10 protein-coding genes are annotated in these 17,877 nt (G+C 42.7%); all 10 read left to right on the top strand.

Going from position 1 to position 17,877, the window contains the following annotated elements; translation table 11 throughout:
* Positions 1–26: 26 nt before the first annotated feature.
* The 10 genes from H3T75_RS05485 (at position 27) to H3T75_RS05440 (ending at position 17,869) form a co-directional block, all read left to right on the top strand.
* Positions 27–3,722: a nitrate reductase subunit alpha gene (locus H3T75_RS05485; RefSeq protein ID WP_198211213.1), complete on the top strand. Its 3,696-nt coding sequence runs from the start codon at positions 27–29 to the stop codon at positions 3,720–3,722.
* Positions 3,723–3,735: 13 nt separating this feature from the next.
* Positions 3,736–5,289 carry a nitrate reductase subunit beta gene (narH, locus tag H3T75_RS05480; RefSeq protein ID WP_198209479.1) on the top strand — a complete coding sequence of 518 codons (1,554 nt, stop codon included), beginning with the start codon at positions 3,736–3,738 and terminating at the stop codon, positions 5,287–5,289.
* 9 nt (positions 5,290–5,298) lie between these two features.
* Positions 5,299–5,934: a nitrate reductase molybdenum cofactor assembly chaperone gene (gene narJ, locus H3T75_RS05475; RefSeq protein ID WP_025330499.1), complete on the top strand. Its 636-nt coding sequence runs from the start codon at positions 5,299–5,301 to the stop codon at positions 5,932–5,934.
* Positions 5,935–5,946: 12 nt separating this feature from the next.
* Positions 5,947–6,636: a respiratory nitrate reductase subunit gamma gene (gene narI, locus H3T75_RS05470; protein ID WP_025330500.1), complete on the top strand. Its 690-nt coding sequence runs from the start codon at positions 5,947–5,949 to the stop codon at positions 6,634–6,636.
* A 551-nt stretch (positions 6,637–7,187) separates the two neighbouring features.
* Positions 7,188–7,937 carry a DUF3304 domain-containing protein gene (locus H3T75_RS05465; RefSeq protein ID WP_198211212.1) on the top strand — a complete coding sequence of 250 codons (750 nt, stop codon included), beginning with the start codon at positions 7,188–7,190 and terminating at the stop codon, positions 7,935–7,937.
* Between the two features lie 125 nt (positions 7,938–8,062).
* A complete protein-coding gene (locus H3T75_RS05460; protein ID WP_198211211.1) occupies positions 8,063–8,815 on the top strand; it encodes a DUF3304 domain-containing protein in 753 nt (250 codons plus the stop codon).
* Between the two features lie 131 nt (positions 8,816–8,946).
* Positions 8,947–9,705 carry a DUF3304 domain-containing protein gene (locus H3T75_RS05455; protein WP_084585990.1) on the top strand — a complete coding sequence of 253 codons (759 nt, stop codon included), beginning with the start codon at positions 8,947–8,949 and terminating at the stop codon, positions 9,703–9,705.
* 23 nt (positions 9,706–9,728) lie between these two features.
* Positions 9,729–14,126, top strand: coding sequence for a DUF2235 domain-containing protein (locus tag H3T75_RS05450; protein WP_198211210.1), 4,398 nt, complete (start codon positions 9,729–9,731; stop codon positions 14,124–14,126).
* 536 nt (positions 14,127–14,662) lie between these two features.
* Complete coding sequence (locus H3T75_RS05445) at positions 14,663–17,092, top strand: type VI secretion system Vgr family protein (protein WP_084550813.1); 2,430 nt, start codon at positions 14,663–14,665, stop codon at positions 17,090–17,092.
* A 3-nt stretch (positions 17,093–17,095) separates the two neighbouring features.
* Positions 17,096–17,869: a DUF4123 domain-containing protein gene (locus H3T75_RS05440; protein WP_078474588.1), complete on the top strand. Its 774-nt coding sequence runs from the start codon at positions 17,096–17,098 to the stop codon at positions 17,867–17,869.
* The last annotated feature ends 8 nt before the right edge of the window (positions 17,870–17,877 follow it).

Genomic DNA, 17,877 nt, shown 5'->3' with positions numbered 1-17,877 from the left:
CTTTTGCCTCTATGGAGCACAAATTCATGAGCCATTTTTTAGACAGACTGAATTTTTTACGTAAAACCAAAGAAACATTTTCTGCCGGACATGGGGCAGTGGTGGCTGAGAGCAGAGAATGGGAAGATGCTTACCGCCAGCGCTGGCAGCATGACAAAATTGTACGCTCTACTCATGGAGTAAATTGTACCGGTTCCTGCAGCTGGCGCGTTTTTGTTAAAAACGGTTTGATTACATGGGAAATGCAACAGACAGATTACCCGCGTACTCGTGCCGATTTACCCAATCATGAACCGCGGGGCTGTCCGCGCGGTGCATCATATAGCTGGTATGTTTATTCTGCTCAGCGGGTGAAATACCCGATGATTCGCGCTTCTTTGCTGCGTATGTGGCGTAAAAAGCGCCAGACTCTGAATGCAATTGAGGCGTGGCAGAGTATTACTCAGAATCCGGAACTGGCGAAAAAATATAAATCTGAGCGTGGTCAGGGCGGTTTTGTCCGTCTGGACTGGAAAGAAGCTTATGAAATTATTGCTGCTGCCAATGCATTCACAATTAAAGAGTTTGGCCCGGATCGTGTAATTGGCTTTTCTCCGATTCCGGCAATGTCGATGGTGAGTTATGCTGCCGGTTCGCGTTATCTGAGTCTGATTGGCGGTGTACCGCTGTCATTTTACGACTGGTATTGCGATTTACCACCTTCCAGCCCGCAAACATGGGGTGAACAAACCGATGTTGCAGAATCTGCCGACTGGTATAACGCCAACTATCTGATGGTATGGGGTTCTAATGTACCCATGACACGTACTCCGGATGCGCACTTCTATACTGAAGTGCGTTATAAAGGTACAAAAACAGTAGCAGTTTCATCTGATTATGGTGAAATGGTGAAATTCAGTGATATCTGGATGGCACCAAAACAGGGCACGGATGCTGCACTGGCAATGGCAATGGGGCATGTGATTCTGAAAGAATTTCATCTGCAGAATCCGTCAGAATATTTTATTGATTATTGTCGTCGTCTGACAGATATGCCTAATCTGGTGGTAATTAATCAGGAAAACGGCAAACTGCTGCCGGGCTACTTCCTGCGTGCAAGCCAGATAGCAGGCGGGCTGGATGAAAGCAATCATCCTGAATGGAAAACACTGGTTATCGACGAAAATACCGGTGATATTGTTGCACCGAAAGGATCGATAGGCTTCCGCTGGGGTGAGCAGGGTAAATGGAATCTGCTGGCACAAAAATCCGACAGTACAGAAATTAAAGCGCTGATATCACTTAAAGATAATCATGATGCCATCATGGGTGTATCTTTTGATTACTTCGGCGGGGATGATGCAGCAGAAGTAATTGTTAAAAATATACCGGTTAAGCAGATAATTAATGCAGATGGCGAAAAAATACTGGTAACCACAGTATTTGATTTGATGTGTGCCAATTATGGTATTGACCGTGGTTTTGGTGGTGATGGCGTTACCGATGATTATCTGGCTGATGTGCCTTATACACCATTGTGGCAGCAGAAACATACCGGCGTGAAGCCAGAGCTGGTGATTCAGGTGGCACGCGAATTTGCCCAAAACGCACATGAAACACATGGTCGCAGTATGGTAATTGTGGGTGCCGGTCTGAATCACTGGTATCACATGGACATGGCGTATCGTGGCATTATCAATATGCTGATGATGTGTGGTTGTATCGGTCAGAGCGGCGGCGGCTGGTGTCATTATGTCGGTCAGGAAAAACTACGCCCGCAAACCGGCTGGGCACCTCTGGCTTTTGCTGCAGACTGGAACCGGCCTTCACGCCAGATGAATGGTACTTCTTTCTTCTATGCACACACCAGCCAGTGGCGGCATGAAAAACTCAAGATGTCGGAAGTTATTGCGCCCACTCATGCCGGTCAGATGGCTGATATGAGTCAGCTGGATTTCAACGTTAAAGCTGAACGAATGGGCTGGCTGCCTTCTGCTCCGCAGCTGGGACGTAATCCGCTTGATGTGACCCGTGACGCAGAAGCACAAGGTAAAGATCCGATTGCATTTGCTGTTGAGCAGATGAAATCGGGCGCACTGGATATGGCTTGTACTGATCCGGATAATCCGCAGAATTTCCCGCGTAATCTGTTTGTCTGGCGTTCCAATATTCTTGGTTCATCCGGTAAGGGGCATGAGTATTTTCTCAAGTATCTGCTTGGCACACAAAATGCACTGATGAGTGATGAAACTGATGCTATTAAGCCGATTGATGTACAAGTGCGTCCGGCAGCAGAGGGTAAGCTGGATTTACTTACCGTACTGGATTTTCGTATGTCTACTACCTGTCTGTATGCAGATATTGTGCTGCCTACAGCCACCTGGTATGAAAAAGATGATCTGAATACTTCGGATATGCATCCGTTTATCCATCCGCTTAGTGAAGCAGTAAAACCGCTTTGGGAAAGTAAAACTGACTGGGATATTTATCGTGGTCTGGCGAAAGCGTTTTCCGAAACTGCCAAAGATTATCTGGGAGTACGTAAGGATCTGGTATTAACACCATTGATGCACGACAGTCCAGAAGAGCTGGCACAGCCGTTTGACCCGAAAGACTGGAAACTGGGTGAATGTGAACCGGTACCGGGCAAAACCATGCCGAAAATGACCGTGGTTGAACGTGATTATGGTGCTATTTATGACAAATTCACTTCAGTAGGACCGTTGCTGGAAAAAATCGGTAATGGTGGTAAAGGTATTAGCTGGCAGACTGGTGCAGAAGTAGATTTACTGCGCAAACTTAACAACACCCAATCCGAAGGTGTGGCCACAGGCCAGCCGAAACTGCATACAGCTATTGATGCTGCGGAAATGATTCTGACACTGGCTCCAGAGACCAATGGCCATGTGGCAGTTAAGGCATGGGAAGCTTTATCAAAAAATACAGGTATCGACCATACTCATCTGGCCATTGCCCGTGAAGACGATGCTATCCGTTTCCGTGATGTGCAGGCACAGCCGCGCAAGATTATTTCATCACCCACATGGTCTGGTCTGGAAAGTGAAAAAGTCAGCTATAACGCTGGTTATACCAATGTGCACGAACTGATTCCATGGCGCACCTTAACCGGCCGGCAGCAGTTTTATCAGGATCATCAATGGATGCGACTGTTTGGTGAGGGACTGGTTTCCTATCGTCCGGCTGTAGACCTGAAAACCACGCTAAATGTGAAAGGTCATCAAAGCAATGGCAATCCTGAAATCGTACTGAATTTCATCACACCACATCAGAAATGGGGTATTCACAGTACTTATTCAGATAATTTGCGAATGCTGACCTTATCACGCGGTGGTCCGCATGTGTGGGTTTCTGAAATTGATGCTAAACGTGCCGGTCTCGAAGATAACGACTGGGTGGAAGTATTCAATGTGAATGGTACGCTGACCGCACGTGTAGTGGTTAGCCAGCGAGTACCAGAAACCATGATTCTGATGTATCACGCACAGGAAAAAATTGTCAATGTGCCCGGTTCAGAGCTGTCCGGCAAACGCGGAGGTATTCATAACTCAGTCACTAAAGTGGTTATGAAGCCAACGCATATGATCGGTGGTTATGCTCAATTATCATGGGGCTTTAATTATTACGGTACGGTAGGTACCAACCGTGATGAGCTTGTCGTAGTACGCAAAATGAACAGAGTGGAATGGCTGGATCAACCAGCGAAAACACCGGTGACAGAATAAAAAGGACACAATCATGAAAATTCGTGCACAAATCGGAATGGTGTTAAATCTGGACAAGTGTATTGGCTGTCATACCTGTTCTGTTACCTGTAAAAATGTATGGACCAGTCGTGACGGGGTCGAATATGCCTGGTTTAATAATGTAGAAACAAAACCCGGTATCGGCTATCCGAAAAACTGGGAGGATCAGGAACAGTATAAAGGTGGCTGGATACGTGAAAATTCAGGCAAACTGAAACTGAAGCAGGGTAATCGTCTCAAAGTACTGGCCAATATCTTTGCCAACCCTAACATGCCGGCTATTGACCAGTATTATGAACCGTTTACCTATGATTATGAGCATCTGCAAAATGCCCCGCTGATGCAAACACCGCCTACAGCACGGCCTGTTTCGGTATTAACCGGGCAGAAAATGGATAAAATTCACTGGGGACCGAACTGGGAAGATGATTTAGGCGGTGAATTTGCCAAGCGTTCTAAAGATAAACTTTTTGATGGCATTCAGAAAGACATCTACGCTGCTTTTGAAAACACATTTATGATGTATTTGCCGCGTCTGTGTGAGCATTGCCTGAATCCAGCCTGTGTGGCCAGTTGCCCGTCCGGTTCAATATACAAGCGTGAAGAAGATGGGATTGTCCTGATTGATCAGGATAAATGCCGTGGCTGGCGTATGTGTGTTTCTGGCTGTCCTTATAAAAAGATTTACTACAACTGGGTGGCAGGCAAAGCGGAAAAATGTATTTTCTGTTATCCGCGCATTGAAGGCGGTCAACCGACAATTTGTTCAGAAACCTGTGTTGGCAGAATACGTTATCTTGGTGTACTCCTTTATGATGCAGACCGGATCAGTGAGAGTGCTGCGATAGAAAATCCTCAGGATTTATACGAACAGCAACTGGATATTTTTCTTGATCCGAATGATCCTGAAATTGCCAAAGAAGCACTGGCTCAGGGAATTCCGGCAGACTGGATACAGGCTGCTCAGAATTCACCGGTTTATAAAATGGCGGTTGAATGGAAAGTGGCATTTCCGTTACATCCAGAATATCGTACTTTACCGATGGTTTGGTATATTCCGCCGTTATCACCAATTCAGTCTGCGGTTGAATCCGGTGTTATTGGTCAGAATGGCCTGATTCCAGAAATAAAAGATATGCGAATTCCGATTGAATATCTGGCTAATCTGCTGACTGCCGGTAAAACCGAACCAATTATTAATGCGCTGCAAACCATGATTGATATGCGTAAATACATGCGCAGCAAAAATATTTATTCCGAAGAGCAGGCATTACAGGAATTGTCCGGACATCGTTTGAGTGCTGCGCAAATTGAAGAAATGTATCAGGTAATGGCAATTGCCAATTATGAAGACAGATTTGTCATTCCAAGTGCACATAAAGAACTGGTCAGCAATACTTTTGAGGAAAAAGCCAGTTGCGGATTTTCTTTTGGAGATGGCTGCCATAACGGCCACAGCAAAGAAAGCCTGTTTGGTACACGTAAAGCTTCACCGATTATTTTTCATGGACTGCGTAAGAAAAATAATCGTCAGTCGGCCTCATAGGACAGACAAATGTATAAAATTTTATCCATTTTACTAAGCTATCCAAGGCAGGAATGGTTAGACCATACGGATGAATTGCATTCAATTCTGGCTGATCAGTTATCTGCTAATCAGATTTCAGTATTACAACCATTTTTTGAACATTTACGCACGCATGATGAAATCGATCTTCAAGAAGTATATGTAGCTACTTTTGATCGCAGTCGCAAACATGCTTTACACATGTTTGAACATCTGCATGGAGAAGATCGCATCCGTGGTCAGGCGATGGTCGATTTACTGGCAGAATATCAGAAACACGGCTTTGAACCGGCTGATAATGAGTTGCCGGATTATCTGCCTTTATTTTTAGAATTTTTGTCTCATGTTGTCGAAGATGAAGCCAAAAATTTACTTGCTGATGCAGTACATGTGATTGGCTATATAGCTGACAACCTGCATCAGAGTAAATCAGTGTATGCACCGGTTATGGATGCAGTTGTCGCTTTATCTCCAGTTAAACCACAGCCATTACAGGCTGCACCAGTACGCAATATGGACGAAGCTCTGGAAAAATTCGGACCAACAGCAGAAGGGCTCGAACCATTATTAAATCAGCCGTCTGTGCAGGAAGTGCAATTTTTCCGCAATAAAAAATTCAGTTAGCCGGGAGACAGCATGTATTACCTTAATCAATTTATTTTCGGCATTTTTCCTTATATTGCCGCCAGTATTTTTTTTCTGGGCAGTTTGATTCGTTTTGATACAAATCAGTATTCATGGAAATCTGAATCAAGCCAGTTGCTTTATCCGCGTCTGCTGCGAGTTGGCAATATTCTGTTTCATATTGGTGTACTCGGACTGTTTTTCGGACATCTGGTCGGTTTGCTTACGCCTGTAGTAGTTTGGGATACACTTGGTGTTACTCATGAAGCCAAGCAGCTGACAGCAATGATTGCCGGCGGAATAATGGGTACCCTTGCTTTAATCGGATTACTGATGCTTATTTACCGGCGTTTCAGCTGTGCACGTTTACTGGCCAACAGTAGCTGGCGCGACAAACTGGTATTAATCTGGTTGCTGATTACGCTTTGTCTGGGGCTGGGTACTATCCATGTTTCCGCTCATCATCTGGACGGAGCAGAAATGATTAGTCTTATGCAGTGGGCTCAGCATATTGTGACATTCAGAGGCGGTGCAGCGGATATTATTGCGCATGTCAGCCCGATTTTTAAATTACACCTCTTTATGGGTATGAGTGTATTTGTAATCTTTCCATTTACCCGTTTGGTGCATATCTGGAGCGGATTTGGTACTTTAGTCTATCTGAAGCGTAAAACACAGCTGGTCAGAAGCAGACGTTATTAAATAGTATCTAAAAAAGAAAAAGGCAGTACTGGTAATCAGTACTGCCTTATTTATAATTTAAAAATCAATCTAAAATTTAACCTGCTAATTTGCCTCTACAGCTTAAATTTCATTTTCAGAAAATCTTTGGTTTTTCCAGTCTTCTTACTATTGTTAAAATTTACCTATATTTTTAAACTGTTGGATAGAATTACTAAATCAACATTTTCGCCTGAAATAGACTTACTCGCAAAAGAATCATTTGACCATATAATTTCAGTAACGTGAGTATCGGTGTCAGCTACACCCAGTCATTAAATCAATAGCAGATTATCGTCGCAATAAAGCCAGAACGGATGCATTGAAAACACAGCGTAAAAATATTCTGCAAGTAATCTTACTGCGTGATATCTGTCAGCTTGAAAAAATTGCCGGTAACGACACATAAATAAAGATTAATAAAATAAATATTGACGAAAAACAAAGTTAATTCATTTTTATAATAATAGGATATTGATAGATAAAATTTGTACAATTCAACAATAACTATAAATATCAAAAAGGTTAGGGTGATGAAAAAAACATGGGCATGGCTGGCGATGCTGGCAGCAATCGAATTAATGGGTTGTACCAATCATTTTGAACCATTTGTCGGCATAACCTCAGGTAAAAACCGCATGTATGCCGCACCGGTAGAAGCAATTGAATACAATTATGAAAATATGAGCGGGGGTAGTATTGGCGGAGGCTGTATTCCTAATACTCCGGGAATAGATGATTATGATGTAGGCAAAAAACGCTATGGTGGTGGTTCGACCTGCGGTGCAGCGGCACTGAGGGCTAAATGGACACCGGGTATGACTATGAAGATTTATTGGAAAATATTACCTTATCCGGGCTGGCAAGCTAGAGGCTTGAGATTGCCAGGTGTCAATGTAGATAAAAATGAAGAGCGAATAATTGATCAGTATGATGAATATTATTCAGCAGAAATACCCTTACCGCCACCACCACCATCAGCCGGAGATGATTTTGGTCAGGTAGCTAATATTACAGTACATTTCCTTCCATGTAATCAGTTGTTTATCACATACGGAACAATAGAAGAAGGACGTAATCCGGTTCACTGGAAACTGTTTGCCGAAAGCCAGAAATTGTGTACGCCACGCCCGAGCGTTAAATCGATGGCAGATTATCGCCGCAACAAAGCCAGAATGGATGCAGTGAAAGCGGAACGTAAAAATATTCCGCAGGTAATCTTACCGCGTTATATCAAACAGCTAGAAGCAGAAGGTAAATTGCCGGTAAGTACCACTAAATAAAGAATTAATAATTGGATAAATGTTGATAATAAACTAAAATAAATTCTTATTGATAATAATGGTTTACAGATAGTTAATATTTTAAAAAGTTAACAGTAACTATAAATACCAAAAAGGTTAGGGTGATGAAAAAAACATGGGCATGGCTGGCGATACTGGCAGCAATCGAATTAATGGGCTGTACCAATCATTTTGAACCTTTTGTCGGCATAACCTCAGGTAAAAACCGCATGTATGCAGCACCTGTTGAGTCATATGGATACAATTATGAAGATATGAATGGTGGCAGTATTGGTGGAGGATGTATTCCGGGTACACCAGGTGTTGATATTTATGAGGTTGGTAAAAAACGCTATGGAGGAGGAGCTACCTGTGGTGCAGCGGCACTAAGGGCAAAATGGACACCAGGCATGACTATGAAAATTAATTGGAAAGTCATACCTTATCCTGATTGGCGACCAAAAGCATTAAATACATCTGGAATGAATTTCGATCATGACCAACTAAATATTATAAATAAATATGATGAATATTATTCTACTGAAATCCCCTTACCACCACCACCACCATCAGCCGGTGATGATTTTGGTAAAGTAGATAATATCACGGTACATTTTCTTGCCTGTAATCAGTTATTTATTACTTATGGGACGATAGAAGAAGGTCGTAATACACCAATGCATTACAAACTGTTTGCCGAAAGCCAGAAGCTGTGTACGCCACGCCCAGTTGTTAAATCGATGGCAGATTATCGCCGCAACAAAGCCAGAATGGATGCAGTGAAAGCGGAACGTAAAAATATTCCGCAGGTAATCTTACCGCGTTATATCAAGCAACTGGAAGCAGAAGGTAAATTACCGGTAACTACTTCTAAATAAAGATTCATAATCAAATAAATATTGACAATAAACAAAGTTAATTCATTTTTATAATAATAGGATATAGGTAGATAGAATTTTAAAAAGTCAGCAATAACTATAAATATATAAATACAAGAAAGGCAGAAGAGATGAAAAAAACATGGATATGGCTGGCGATGCTGGCAGCAATCGAATTAATGGGTTGTTCCAATCATTTCGAACCTTTTGTCGGCATAACCTCAGGTAAAAACCGTACCTATGCAGCACCTGTTGAAGCCTATGAATACAATTATGAAAATATGAACGGGGGTAGTATCGGAGGAGGATGTATTCCGGGTACACCAGGTGTTGATGATTATGAAGTTGGTAAAAGACGCTATGGAGGAGGAGCTACCTGTGGCGCAGCAGCATTAAGAGCAAAATGGACACCGGGTATGACCATGAAGATTTATTGGGAAGTATTACCTTATCCGGGATGGCAAGCGAGAATTTTAAATACAGCCGGAGTAAATGTTGATCGTGCAGAAGCTGATATTATTCATCAATATGATGAATATTATTCAGCAGAAATACCTTTACCACCACCACCGCCATCAGCCGGTGATGATTTTGGTAAAGTAGCAAATATTACGGTACATTTTCTTGCTTGCAATCAGTTGTTTATCACTTATGGGACGATAGAAGAAGGTCGTAATACACCAATGCATTACAAATTATTTGCCGAAAGCCAGAAATTGTGTACGCCACGCCCGAGCGTTAAATCGATGGCAGATTATCGTCGCAACAAAGCCAGAATGGATGCAGTGAAAGCGGAACGTAAAAATATTCCGCAGGTAATCTTACCGCGTTATATCAAGCAACTGGAAGCAGAAGGTAAATTACCGGTAAGTGGCAGTAAAGCACAATAATTTTATTAATAAGGGAGATTATTATGACTGATAATGCAAAACAGCCTGATGATAGTAAACCAAAAGCCGATAGCAGCTCTAAATCTTCAAATATCGATAAGCAGTTTAATTTGGGACATATAATAGAAGATATATTGGGTTTAAACCCTCCCGAAGTCAATACCGATGACCCGAATGATAAACCCAGTGCTATCGGAAAAGTAATTAATAAAGCCGGTAAAAAAATAGGAGAGATTGGCACAGGTATAGGTGAGATAGCTCAAAAAGGCATAGATGCAGTTCAGGGAGTGCTGGATGAGTTACCACCATTGAAAGATGTTGATTTTGACTGGCCGGTTATGCATAAGCCACAGGTTTTTCCAACTGAGCCGGGCGGGCGCCTGCCGGCTTCTATTGAGGTAATTCAGGAAAATAGAGGTGATTGCTTTTATAAAGGTCCTAAAGAGGACAAGCCGTGCCAGAAAATCATTAAAATCAGCTTTTTCTTTGATGGTACCAATAATCATGAAAAGGCAGATAAAGTGGTCACTGGTGCCGAAGCACCTACTGAAGAGGAGCTGAAAAAACAGGACAAAGCAGCACCGCAAGCCAAAATGATTGCTGCGTATACCTATCCTCGTACCAGTAATGTAGCACGTTTATTCCATGCCTGTATGGGAGCAGGAGGAACACCGGGTGAGGTTAGCTATAGTTCGCCTATGATAGAAAATGGTTGGTTTAAACATTATATTCAGGGCGTGGGAACGCGTTTTGAAGAAATTGGTGATTTAGATCCGGGTTTCAGTGGTGAAATGTTTGCACGCTATGGGCAGTCGCGGATTAACTGGGCACTGACACGCTTATGCGCCACATTAGGTCTATGTAAAGTTTTTAATGAAAAGCCTTTATTATTAGCAACAGCGCAAAAAATGATTAAAGGCATGGATTCAAAAATTGGCCGTAAAAACCAGCTTGATGAGTATATAGAGTCGCTGGTTTTTGCCAACAGTAATCAGCCATTACCACAGGCAATCAAACTGTATGTAATCGGATTTTCACGCGGAGCGGCTGAGGGGCGTACCTTTATTAACTGGCTGCTGGAATACTTGCTGGAGCGTCCGGAGAATGCCGGAGCAAAAGAACAGCTGGAAAAATTGATGGAACAGCGGCGCCAGCAACGAAAAGAATTACGCGAGTACTATCGTAAATATCCGGAAGCAAAGGCAGAGGCTCAGAAGCAGGCAATAGAAGAGGAAAAAGCGGCTAGCAGTGGCGTTAAACAGAATACAACACAGAACGGAGCCAAGCCGGGACAAGGGCCGAAGTCAGCGCCTCCTACCCCGGGCAATAATACGGGGAATCAGCAAAACAATAATAATGGTACGAGTAAAAATTCAAACAACGGTCCGATTAACGGTGCCAGTACTACGGTCAGTCTGAATCAGTCTGGCAATATCAATGCCAATCGCAAGGATGATAAGAAGACTGAACCTAAACCTGAATTTATCTATCTCAAGCTTAGAGGTATACCGATCTATATCGAAATGGCTGGTTTGTTCGATACGGTAGCCAATGTAGGTATGTCTCCGCTAACTTCCTTGATTAGTGGTCATTTCGGCTGGGCACATGGCACCATGTCTTTGGAACAGGCAGCGGCTGCTCGTTTTGTAAAAAGCTGCTATCACTTTGTGGCCGGGCATGAACAGCGTAGAAGTTTTTCCGTTGAAAGTATCTGTATTGATGGCGGTTATCCGCGTGGTGGCGGCGCTGAGTTTCGTGAATATACTTATCCTGGTGTCCATGCGGATATAGGCGGCGGCTATCCGCCGGGTGCGCAGTTTAAAAGTAACTTCGGTATGGGGCATGTAATAGCCCAGATAACTCTGCATGATATGTACGCACGCTGCTGGCAGCATGGTATGCCATTACAAGTACTAGAAAAGCATCCTAATTTGGTAGCACAAATGAAAAAAAACCATAAATTTAAATTAAAAAATTATGAGGTTATGAATCCTAAAACTGTAGATGAGTTTGATATACAACCTGAAATGGTGAAGCGATTTAATGCCTGGCTGGAAACAACAGTTCTCGACAATATCACGAAGAGTTTACAGCAGCAGGTTCATCATATTACGGCCTGGCGGATTCTGCGCTGGGTTAAAGACGGAATAGATGGTTATGCTACATTTCTGGGTCTCGCCATTACACGCAAAAAAGGATCTGCGGGAGAAAAAGAAGATGCTGAACAGGTTAGCGCACGGGAAAAAATCATTGCTCAGGGGCGCAAAGAGGCAAACGAAAAACTTTCTAATGCCTCCGGTGGTTTAGTGCCGGTATCATCCGATTCAATTGCTGATGATGATAAATTATGGCAGCAGGCCGGTTTGGGAGACATACCGGCAGAAAAACGCGATGATTTTTTAAATGGCATGATTAATAAAAATTATGATCCGGTGAATGATGGTTGGGATATGCTGGAAAGTGCCAAAGAATTCAAAGCAGATTATCTGCATGAATTTCGTTTTGAATCTTTCCTGTCATTAGGATTCTTAATGAAAACTTTTGCCGGCAGTATTTATATGCTCAATAATGTCGATGAGGCGGCTGAGTTTAAAGATATACATGAAGAAGGCGATAAGCTTTATTTTGGAGATCCGGCAAAAAATGAAAAAAAAGCTCCGCCTCCGCCTCCTTCTCAGGATGATGGATTTGAAGGTGATCCGGTAGCAACAGGAGCAACACCGCCGATAGCACCACCCAATAAAAAGGATAAGTCTGGTTCTATTTTTGACGGGCTGTTTGAAAATCTGGATATTGGTGCTGTAGCTACAGGCATTATATTAGACAGAGTAAAAGATAAAATTAATAAGGATAAGAAAAAAGCGGAAGCCGCAAAAGATAAGTCTGGCAAAAAGCCGGAAAAGGTATCCGGCAAGGATAATGCTCTGGCAATTTTATCCAGTGTCTGGGAACGGCTTAATAGCAAAGATAAGCGTGATGTAACGGTATTAATGGATAAAATTAAAAAAACACCGGAGCAGTATTCCAAAACATTCGGAAAAATAGTTACGCTGTTTGACGAACAGATTCATGATTCGCGTGCCAAATATATGCATTCAATATTGAATGACCGCGAACCGTTTACCAGTTATTTTGCACACCGGCTTGTATTCAGTGGTTCAACGTCTAATAAACAGATTACACCGCTGATGTTGCAGAATAATCTTATTGGTATCGCCGGTCTTGCTCGCAGTGCCTATATGTCTATCCGCTATGGTAATCCGGCCTATATTTTGTTAGGGCTTAATAATCCTGAATTTTTTGTAACAGAGAATGAACGCAAAGCATTTGAAGCACTGATTAACGGATTTGATGCGATTGCAGTTAATCCTGATACCGGAAAAATTATACTTAACGGTAAAAATATTAAAAATATTTATAATCTGTATCAGAATTCGCAGCAATCAATTCAGAAAATAAAAGAAGCCCATGAAAAACTAACTGAATGGAACGGACGTGATTTTGCAGATAAGATTACTCAGGAAATAGCAAAATATGGCGATGAAACAATAAAAAATCTACAGCAGATTCGCCAGCTGCTGGAGGAACAAAAGGCTGCGCTTAAAGCAGCTGCCGAAGCTGAAAAACAAAAGAAACAGGCTGAATTAACACAAAGTCAGGCAGCAGCAATGGCTAAGGCAAACGAAGCACAAGCCAATGAGGCTGAGGCTGGCGGTGCCGAAACAGCCGCTCAGCTTGAACAACAGCTAAATACAATGATTAGCAAAATTGATAAAAATATTAATCAGCTGCAATCATTACTGGAATCGTCAGGTACGAGCGGGGATGCCAGTGCGCTGGAGCATGCTCAGGAATTACTCAAACAGCTTGATCCGCAACTGGTGAATGGATTAAATCTAAACAATCTCAGTAATCTGGATAAAGCCCGTCAGGCTTTAAATGGAGCTCAAAATGCCATACAAGCCGGAAATATAACGGTTCCGAATGGCAGTTTGGTAAATGTATTACCGGCGCAACAGCAACTGGCGGATATTAATCCGCAATCTATGGCAGATTATCTGAGTAATCAGATTGCTCAATATCAGCAAAATCTGCTGCAGCAGACTCAGGCTACCGTATCGCTTATGCACAATGGCGTCAATGATCCGCAGACGCTTGCACAGGTTTTTTATCGAAATGCGCAGGGTGATATTGCTGATCAAGTAGTAAATAACATCAGCAAAACCACACTAAGCAGTATGGGAATGTCGGATCTGGAGCTGAATGAATTCTTACCGGAAAATATTGCTAACCGCAGCCAGACAGAAATTATTCAGCTGGTACAGCAACTGCGCAGCGGAAATGTTCCGGCTGAATTGCAATCATTACCGAAATACCGTTTGCAGCTAATGGCCAAAGTGCTGGAAAGCTGGCTTGTCTGAGGCTTACGACCGGCATGATTATTTCTCTGCCGGTCTGATAAAACTGTGCAATGGTGAAAGTATATTATCTGATTTGGTTTTGAATCATAAAAAGCAAAAATGATGAATAGTGTTGCACAAATAACTGAAAAGTTGATTTATATATAAAATAAGTATTTTTGTGTTAAAATTATTAAATCAGTTATATGTAAATTTCAAAAATATTTACATCTTATAATCCTGAAAAGTAATTTCAGATTCAAATCGGATTTGGCTGGCTGCTATGAAAACTAACCGAATCTGTGAACAAGTGTAGATTGAATCTGATATTATATTTTTGTTTTGCTTTTAAATTTTATGCGGGAATATAGTTGGCAGTATACGGCAGACTGGACTGTATATAAATTGAGTAAATATATATTTTCAATTGTATTGATTTTTTAAATTTTGTAGCCAGCAACCTGTATGCGGGAATATTTTTCCGTATCAGCACTATATCGGCTGATACGGAAACAGAACTGTCAGTCATGTATAAAGGTTTAATAAAGGGTGATTAAATGCAACAGCGTTATTATCTGAAACTGAACGCAAATCTGGCTAATTTTGACCAGTTTTCGGTGCGAAGATTCAATCTGGAAGAAAAGCTGGATGATTATTACGTGTTACAGCTTGAAGCAACGCATATGGCTGCTGACTTACCTCTGGAAAATTTTATTCATCAGCGTGTAATGTTTGAGATGGCTCCGGATATTGACTGGAGCGGAGTGATGCAGGTATCCCGGCAGCAGCTTGATGATTCTGACAACCGGCGCTGGCATGGTGTTATTCAGAGTGCGGAACAGATAGCAACCAGTGCTGATGAAACCTGCTATCGATTTACTATTGTGCCCCGCCTGGCTTTACTGAACCGTATTACTACCACAAGGCTGTTTCAGAATGAGACGGCACTGAGTATTGTTGAGAAAATTCTGCGTCATCATGGTTTTGCCAGTGAAGATTTTCTGCTGAAATCATCCCGTTCGTTACCGCGCTATGAACATCGCATGCAGTATCGGGAAACCGATTATGCATTTATTAAGCGTGTACTGGCTCGTGAAGGATTATGGTTTACCTTTACACAAACGGCTTCCAATGAGGTAATTTCCGTATCTGATGATGTAAGCCATTATATCCAGCTGCGGCAGCAGGCGTTACCATTCAAACCGGATGCTGGTTTAGAAAGTGATCTGGACGGGCTGGAGAGCAAACTGGAAGCGCAGCTTTCATTTGATGTGAATGCTACGGCACAAGGTATCAGGGATAATCTGAAACAGCAGTTAATGCAGGGGCTGACAGCAAAATATTCTGTTTCCGAATTTCATGTAAGCTATAAAGCTCAGTATGAAAGTGTACAGATTAAGGATTATAACTACCGGGATGCCAATAACAGTTTGCTAGGCAAAGCCGGTTTTAATGAGCAGCAGCCTGCTGCATTTGGTCAGCCCTATATCTACGGATTTTTTCATCATAAAGATAGCGGGCAGGCGCAGGAATATGCCCGAATTCTGCATGAGCATTCTGTATCCCGCCATATTCTGGCCACTGGTAAAAGTAATGTTCAGAGCTTTGCTCCCGGTTTTACCATGGGATTTTCCTCTGATGCCAGAGTAGGCAATATTCGTCAGTGGCTGCTGGTCAGTGTTCATCATTCTGGTGCGCGCGATGAAGATTACATTAATTCATTCTCTGCTATACCCTCAGACAGCCAGTGGCGTCCGGAGCCGATTAAACACCCGATTATAGACGGAACGATACCGGGAACCATCTGTGATGCCGGCCAGGGGCCGTATGCATGGGTTGATGAGATGGGGCGTTACATCGTTAAGTTTAATCTGGATATGGATGGCTGGCAGCCGGGTGGTGAAAGCAGACCCATCCGTCTGGCTAAGCCTTATGCGGGCGGGCAGTACGGGCAGCATTTTCCGCTGCATGTAGGTACAGAAGTACAGCTGGCTTTTCAGAACGGTGATCCCGACCGGCCATATATTATTGGCGTTTTGCATACCAGCACTCAGCCGGACCATGTTCCGAATACATGGCGTACCCGTAATGTAATTCGTACCTGGGCAAATAATAAAATCCGCATGGAAGACCTCAGCGGTCATGAACATATCAAAATGGCTACTGAGTACCATAAAACCCAGCTTAATCTGGGGCATCTGGTAGACAGCGGACGGGATAAGCGTGGAGAAGGTTTTGAGCTGCGAACTGATGGCTGGGGAGCTTTGCGTTCAGCACGAGCATTATATCTGACTACTGAAAATCAGGCTGCCGCCAACGGCATGCAAATGGATCGTACGGTAGCAGTCAAAGAAATTGAAGGTGCACTCAGTCAGGCCAGTCATCTTGCCGACGTGACAGCCAAGCATACTTCACTCAAACCCAGACTAGAGACATTATCTGATTTAGGTGAAAACTGTGCTTATCTGGAAAAACCGGTTATTTTAACCAGTGCAGTCGCCGGAATGGCGCAGGTTTCACCAAAATCTATTCTTAACAGTGTTGGTCAGGATATTCATCAGCAGGCGGGTAAAGATGTATTTACCGGTGCCGGTGAAAACATTACACAAACTGCCGTCAAATCTGTACAGGTATTGGCTCAGACAGAAGATTTAAATCTGGTAGCCGGTAAGAAAACTGCGCGTCTGGCTTCACATGGTAGCGCAGTGGAAATTACTGCGGCGAAAAAAATCTCTGTTCAGTCTGTAGGTGATGAGGTACTGGTTAATGCAAAAAGCGGTATCAAGCTGGCCAGCGGTGGTGCTTATATAGAAATTAAAGGTGGAAAAATCAGCCTGTATAGCCCCGGTCCGATTGAATATAAAGGTAATCATCAGTTTCAGGGGCCACAGGGCGGTAATTTCCCGTTACCGGAATTACCTGGTTCAGTTTGTCTTGAGTGCTTGCGCAAGGCACGTGCACAAGGTGTTGGCATTGTAGAGAGATAATCAATGAATACTTATCGTGACGTGCTGGCACAATTTATCAATTTTACTAATGAGACTGATGAGAAAACTCTTTTTCTGATTATCGATTTATGTACTTGTGACTATCCTCTTCTGGCTGCCATAGAAAACTGGCAGCCGGCATTGCAGTATTCTCTGCTATTTGAGCAAACACCCGAATCTCATATCAAGGAAGAAGGGCCGCTGTTGCTGGCACTTGATATCAGGAATGAAAACCATCGGGAAATACTGGAAAAAATATGTGAAATTACTCATATGAATAATCGCTTGCTGGCTTTCAACAGCAACTATCCTTTTGGTACCTTAGAAGTTCATCTTCGCCGTGCCATGCAAGTGAAATGGGGTAAAAAAGAGGGATTACTTCGATTTTATGCACCAGATATGTTTGATCCGGTTAACATGGTGTTAACAAATTCACAAAAAAACTGGCTGCATCAATATATGTTGCGCTGGTTTTTTGTTGATGATTCCGGAGAGTGGGTAATTTATCAGGCCGATTATCCGCAGTGTGATCAGAATGAATTTGATGTAAATGGTTTTGTTTTTACTGAAAAACAGTATGATACTTTGTTGTTATGGGCTGATGCATATAATTACCGGCGTAATTATGGTATTGCTTTGGATGCAGATGAGTATGGCGGTGAAAGGATGTTAATTAACCAGCTATATGTCCTTGCTGCGGAAGCTGATACCAGATTGATTTTAAGCCAGGAAGAACGTGTTCAGTTTTTTAGGAATAATTTGCAGAAAATTATATAGGAAAGGCT

The organism is Snodgrassella sp. W8135, assembly GCF_016101225.1.
GTDB lineage: Bacteria > Pseudomonadota > Gammaproteobacteria > Burkholderiales > Neisseriaceae > Snodgrassella > Snodgrassella alvi.
The sequence above is the reverse complement of the archived record's forward strand: the minus strand, read 5'-3'. Positions and strand labels throughout refer to the sequence as shown.

What these genes read in the sequence shown, in the direction of transcription:
- H3T75_RS05460 (WP_198211211.1), top strand. Translation starts at nt 8,063, where the DNA reads ATGAAAAAAACATGGGCATGGCTGGCGATACTGGCAGCAATCGAATTA.
- H3T75_RS05485 (WP_198211213.1), top strand. Translation starts at nt 27, where the DNA reads ATGAGCCATTTTTTAGACAGACTGAATTTTTTACGTAAAACCAAAGAA.
- H3T75_RS05455 (WP_084585990.1), top strand. Translation starts at nt 8,947, where the DNA reads ATGAAAAAAACATGGATATGGCTGGCGATGCTGGCAGCAATCGAATTA.
- narI (WP_025330500.1), top strand. Translation starts at nt 5,947, where the DNA reads ATGTATTACCTTAATCAATTTATTTTCGGCATTTTTCCTTATATTGCC.
- H3T75_RS05440 (WP_078474588.1), top strand. Translation starts at nt 17,096, where the DNA reads ATGAATACTTATCGTGACGTGCTGGCACAATTTATCAATTTTACTAAT.
- H3T75_RS05450 (WP_198211210.1), top strand. Translation starts at nt 9,729, where the DNA reads ATGACTGATAATGCAAAACAGCCTGATGATAGTAAACCAAAAGCCGAT.
- narJ (WP_025330499.1), top strand. Translation starts at nt 5,299, where the DNA reads ATGTATAAAATTTTATCCATTTTACTAAGCTATCCAAGGCAGGAATGG.
- H3T75_RS05465 (WP_198211212.1), top strand. Translation starts at nt 7,188, where the DNA reads ATGAAAAAAACATGGGCATGGCTGGCGATGCTGGCAGCAATCGAATTA.
- narH (WP_198209479.1), top strand. Translation starts at nt 3,736, where the DNA reads ATGAAAATTCGTGCACAAATCGGAATGGTGTTAAATCTGGACAAGTGT.
- H3T75_RS05445 (WP_084550813.1), top strand. Translation starts at nt 14,663, where the DNA reads ATGCAACAGCGTTATTATCTGAAACTGAACGCAAATCTGGCTAATTTT.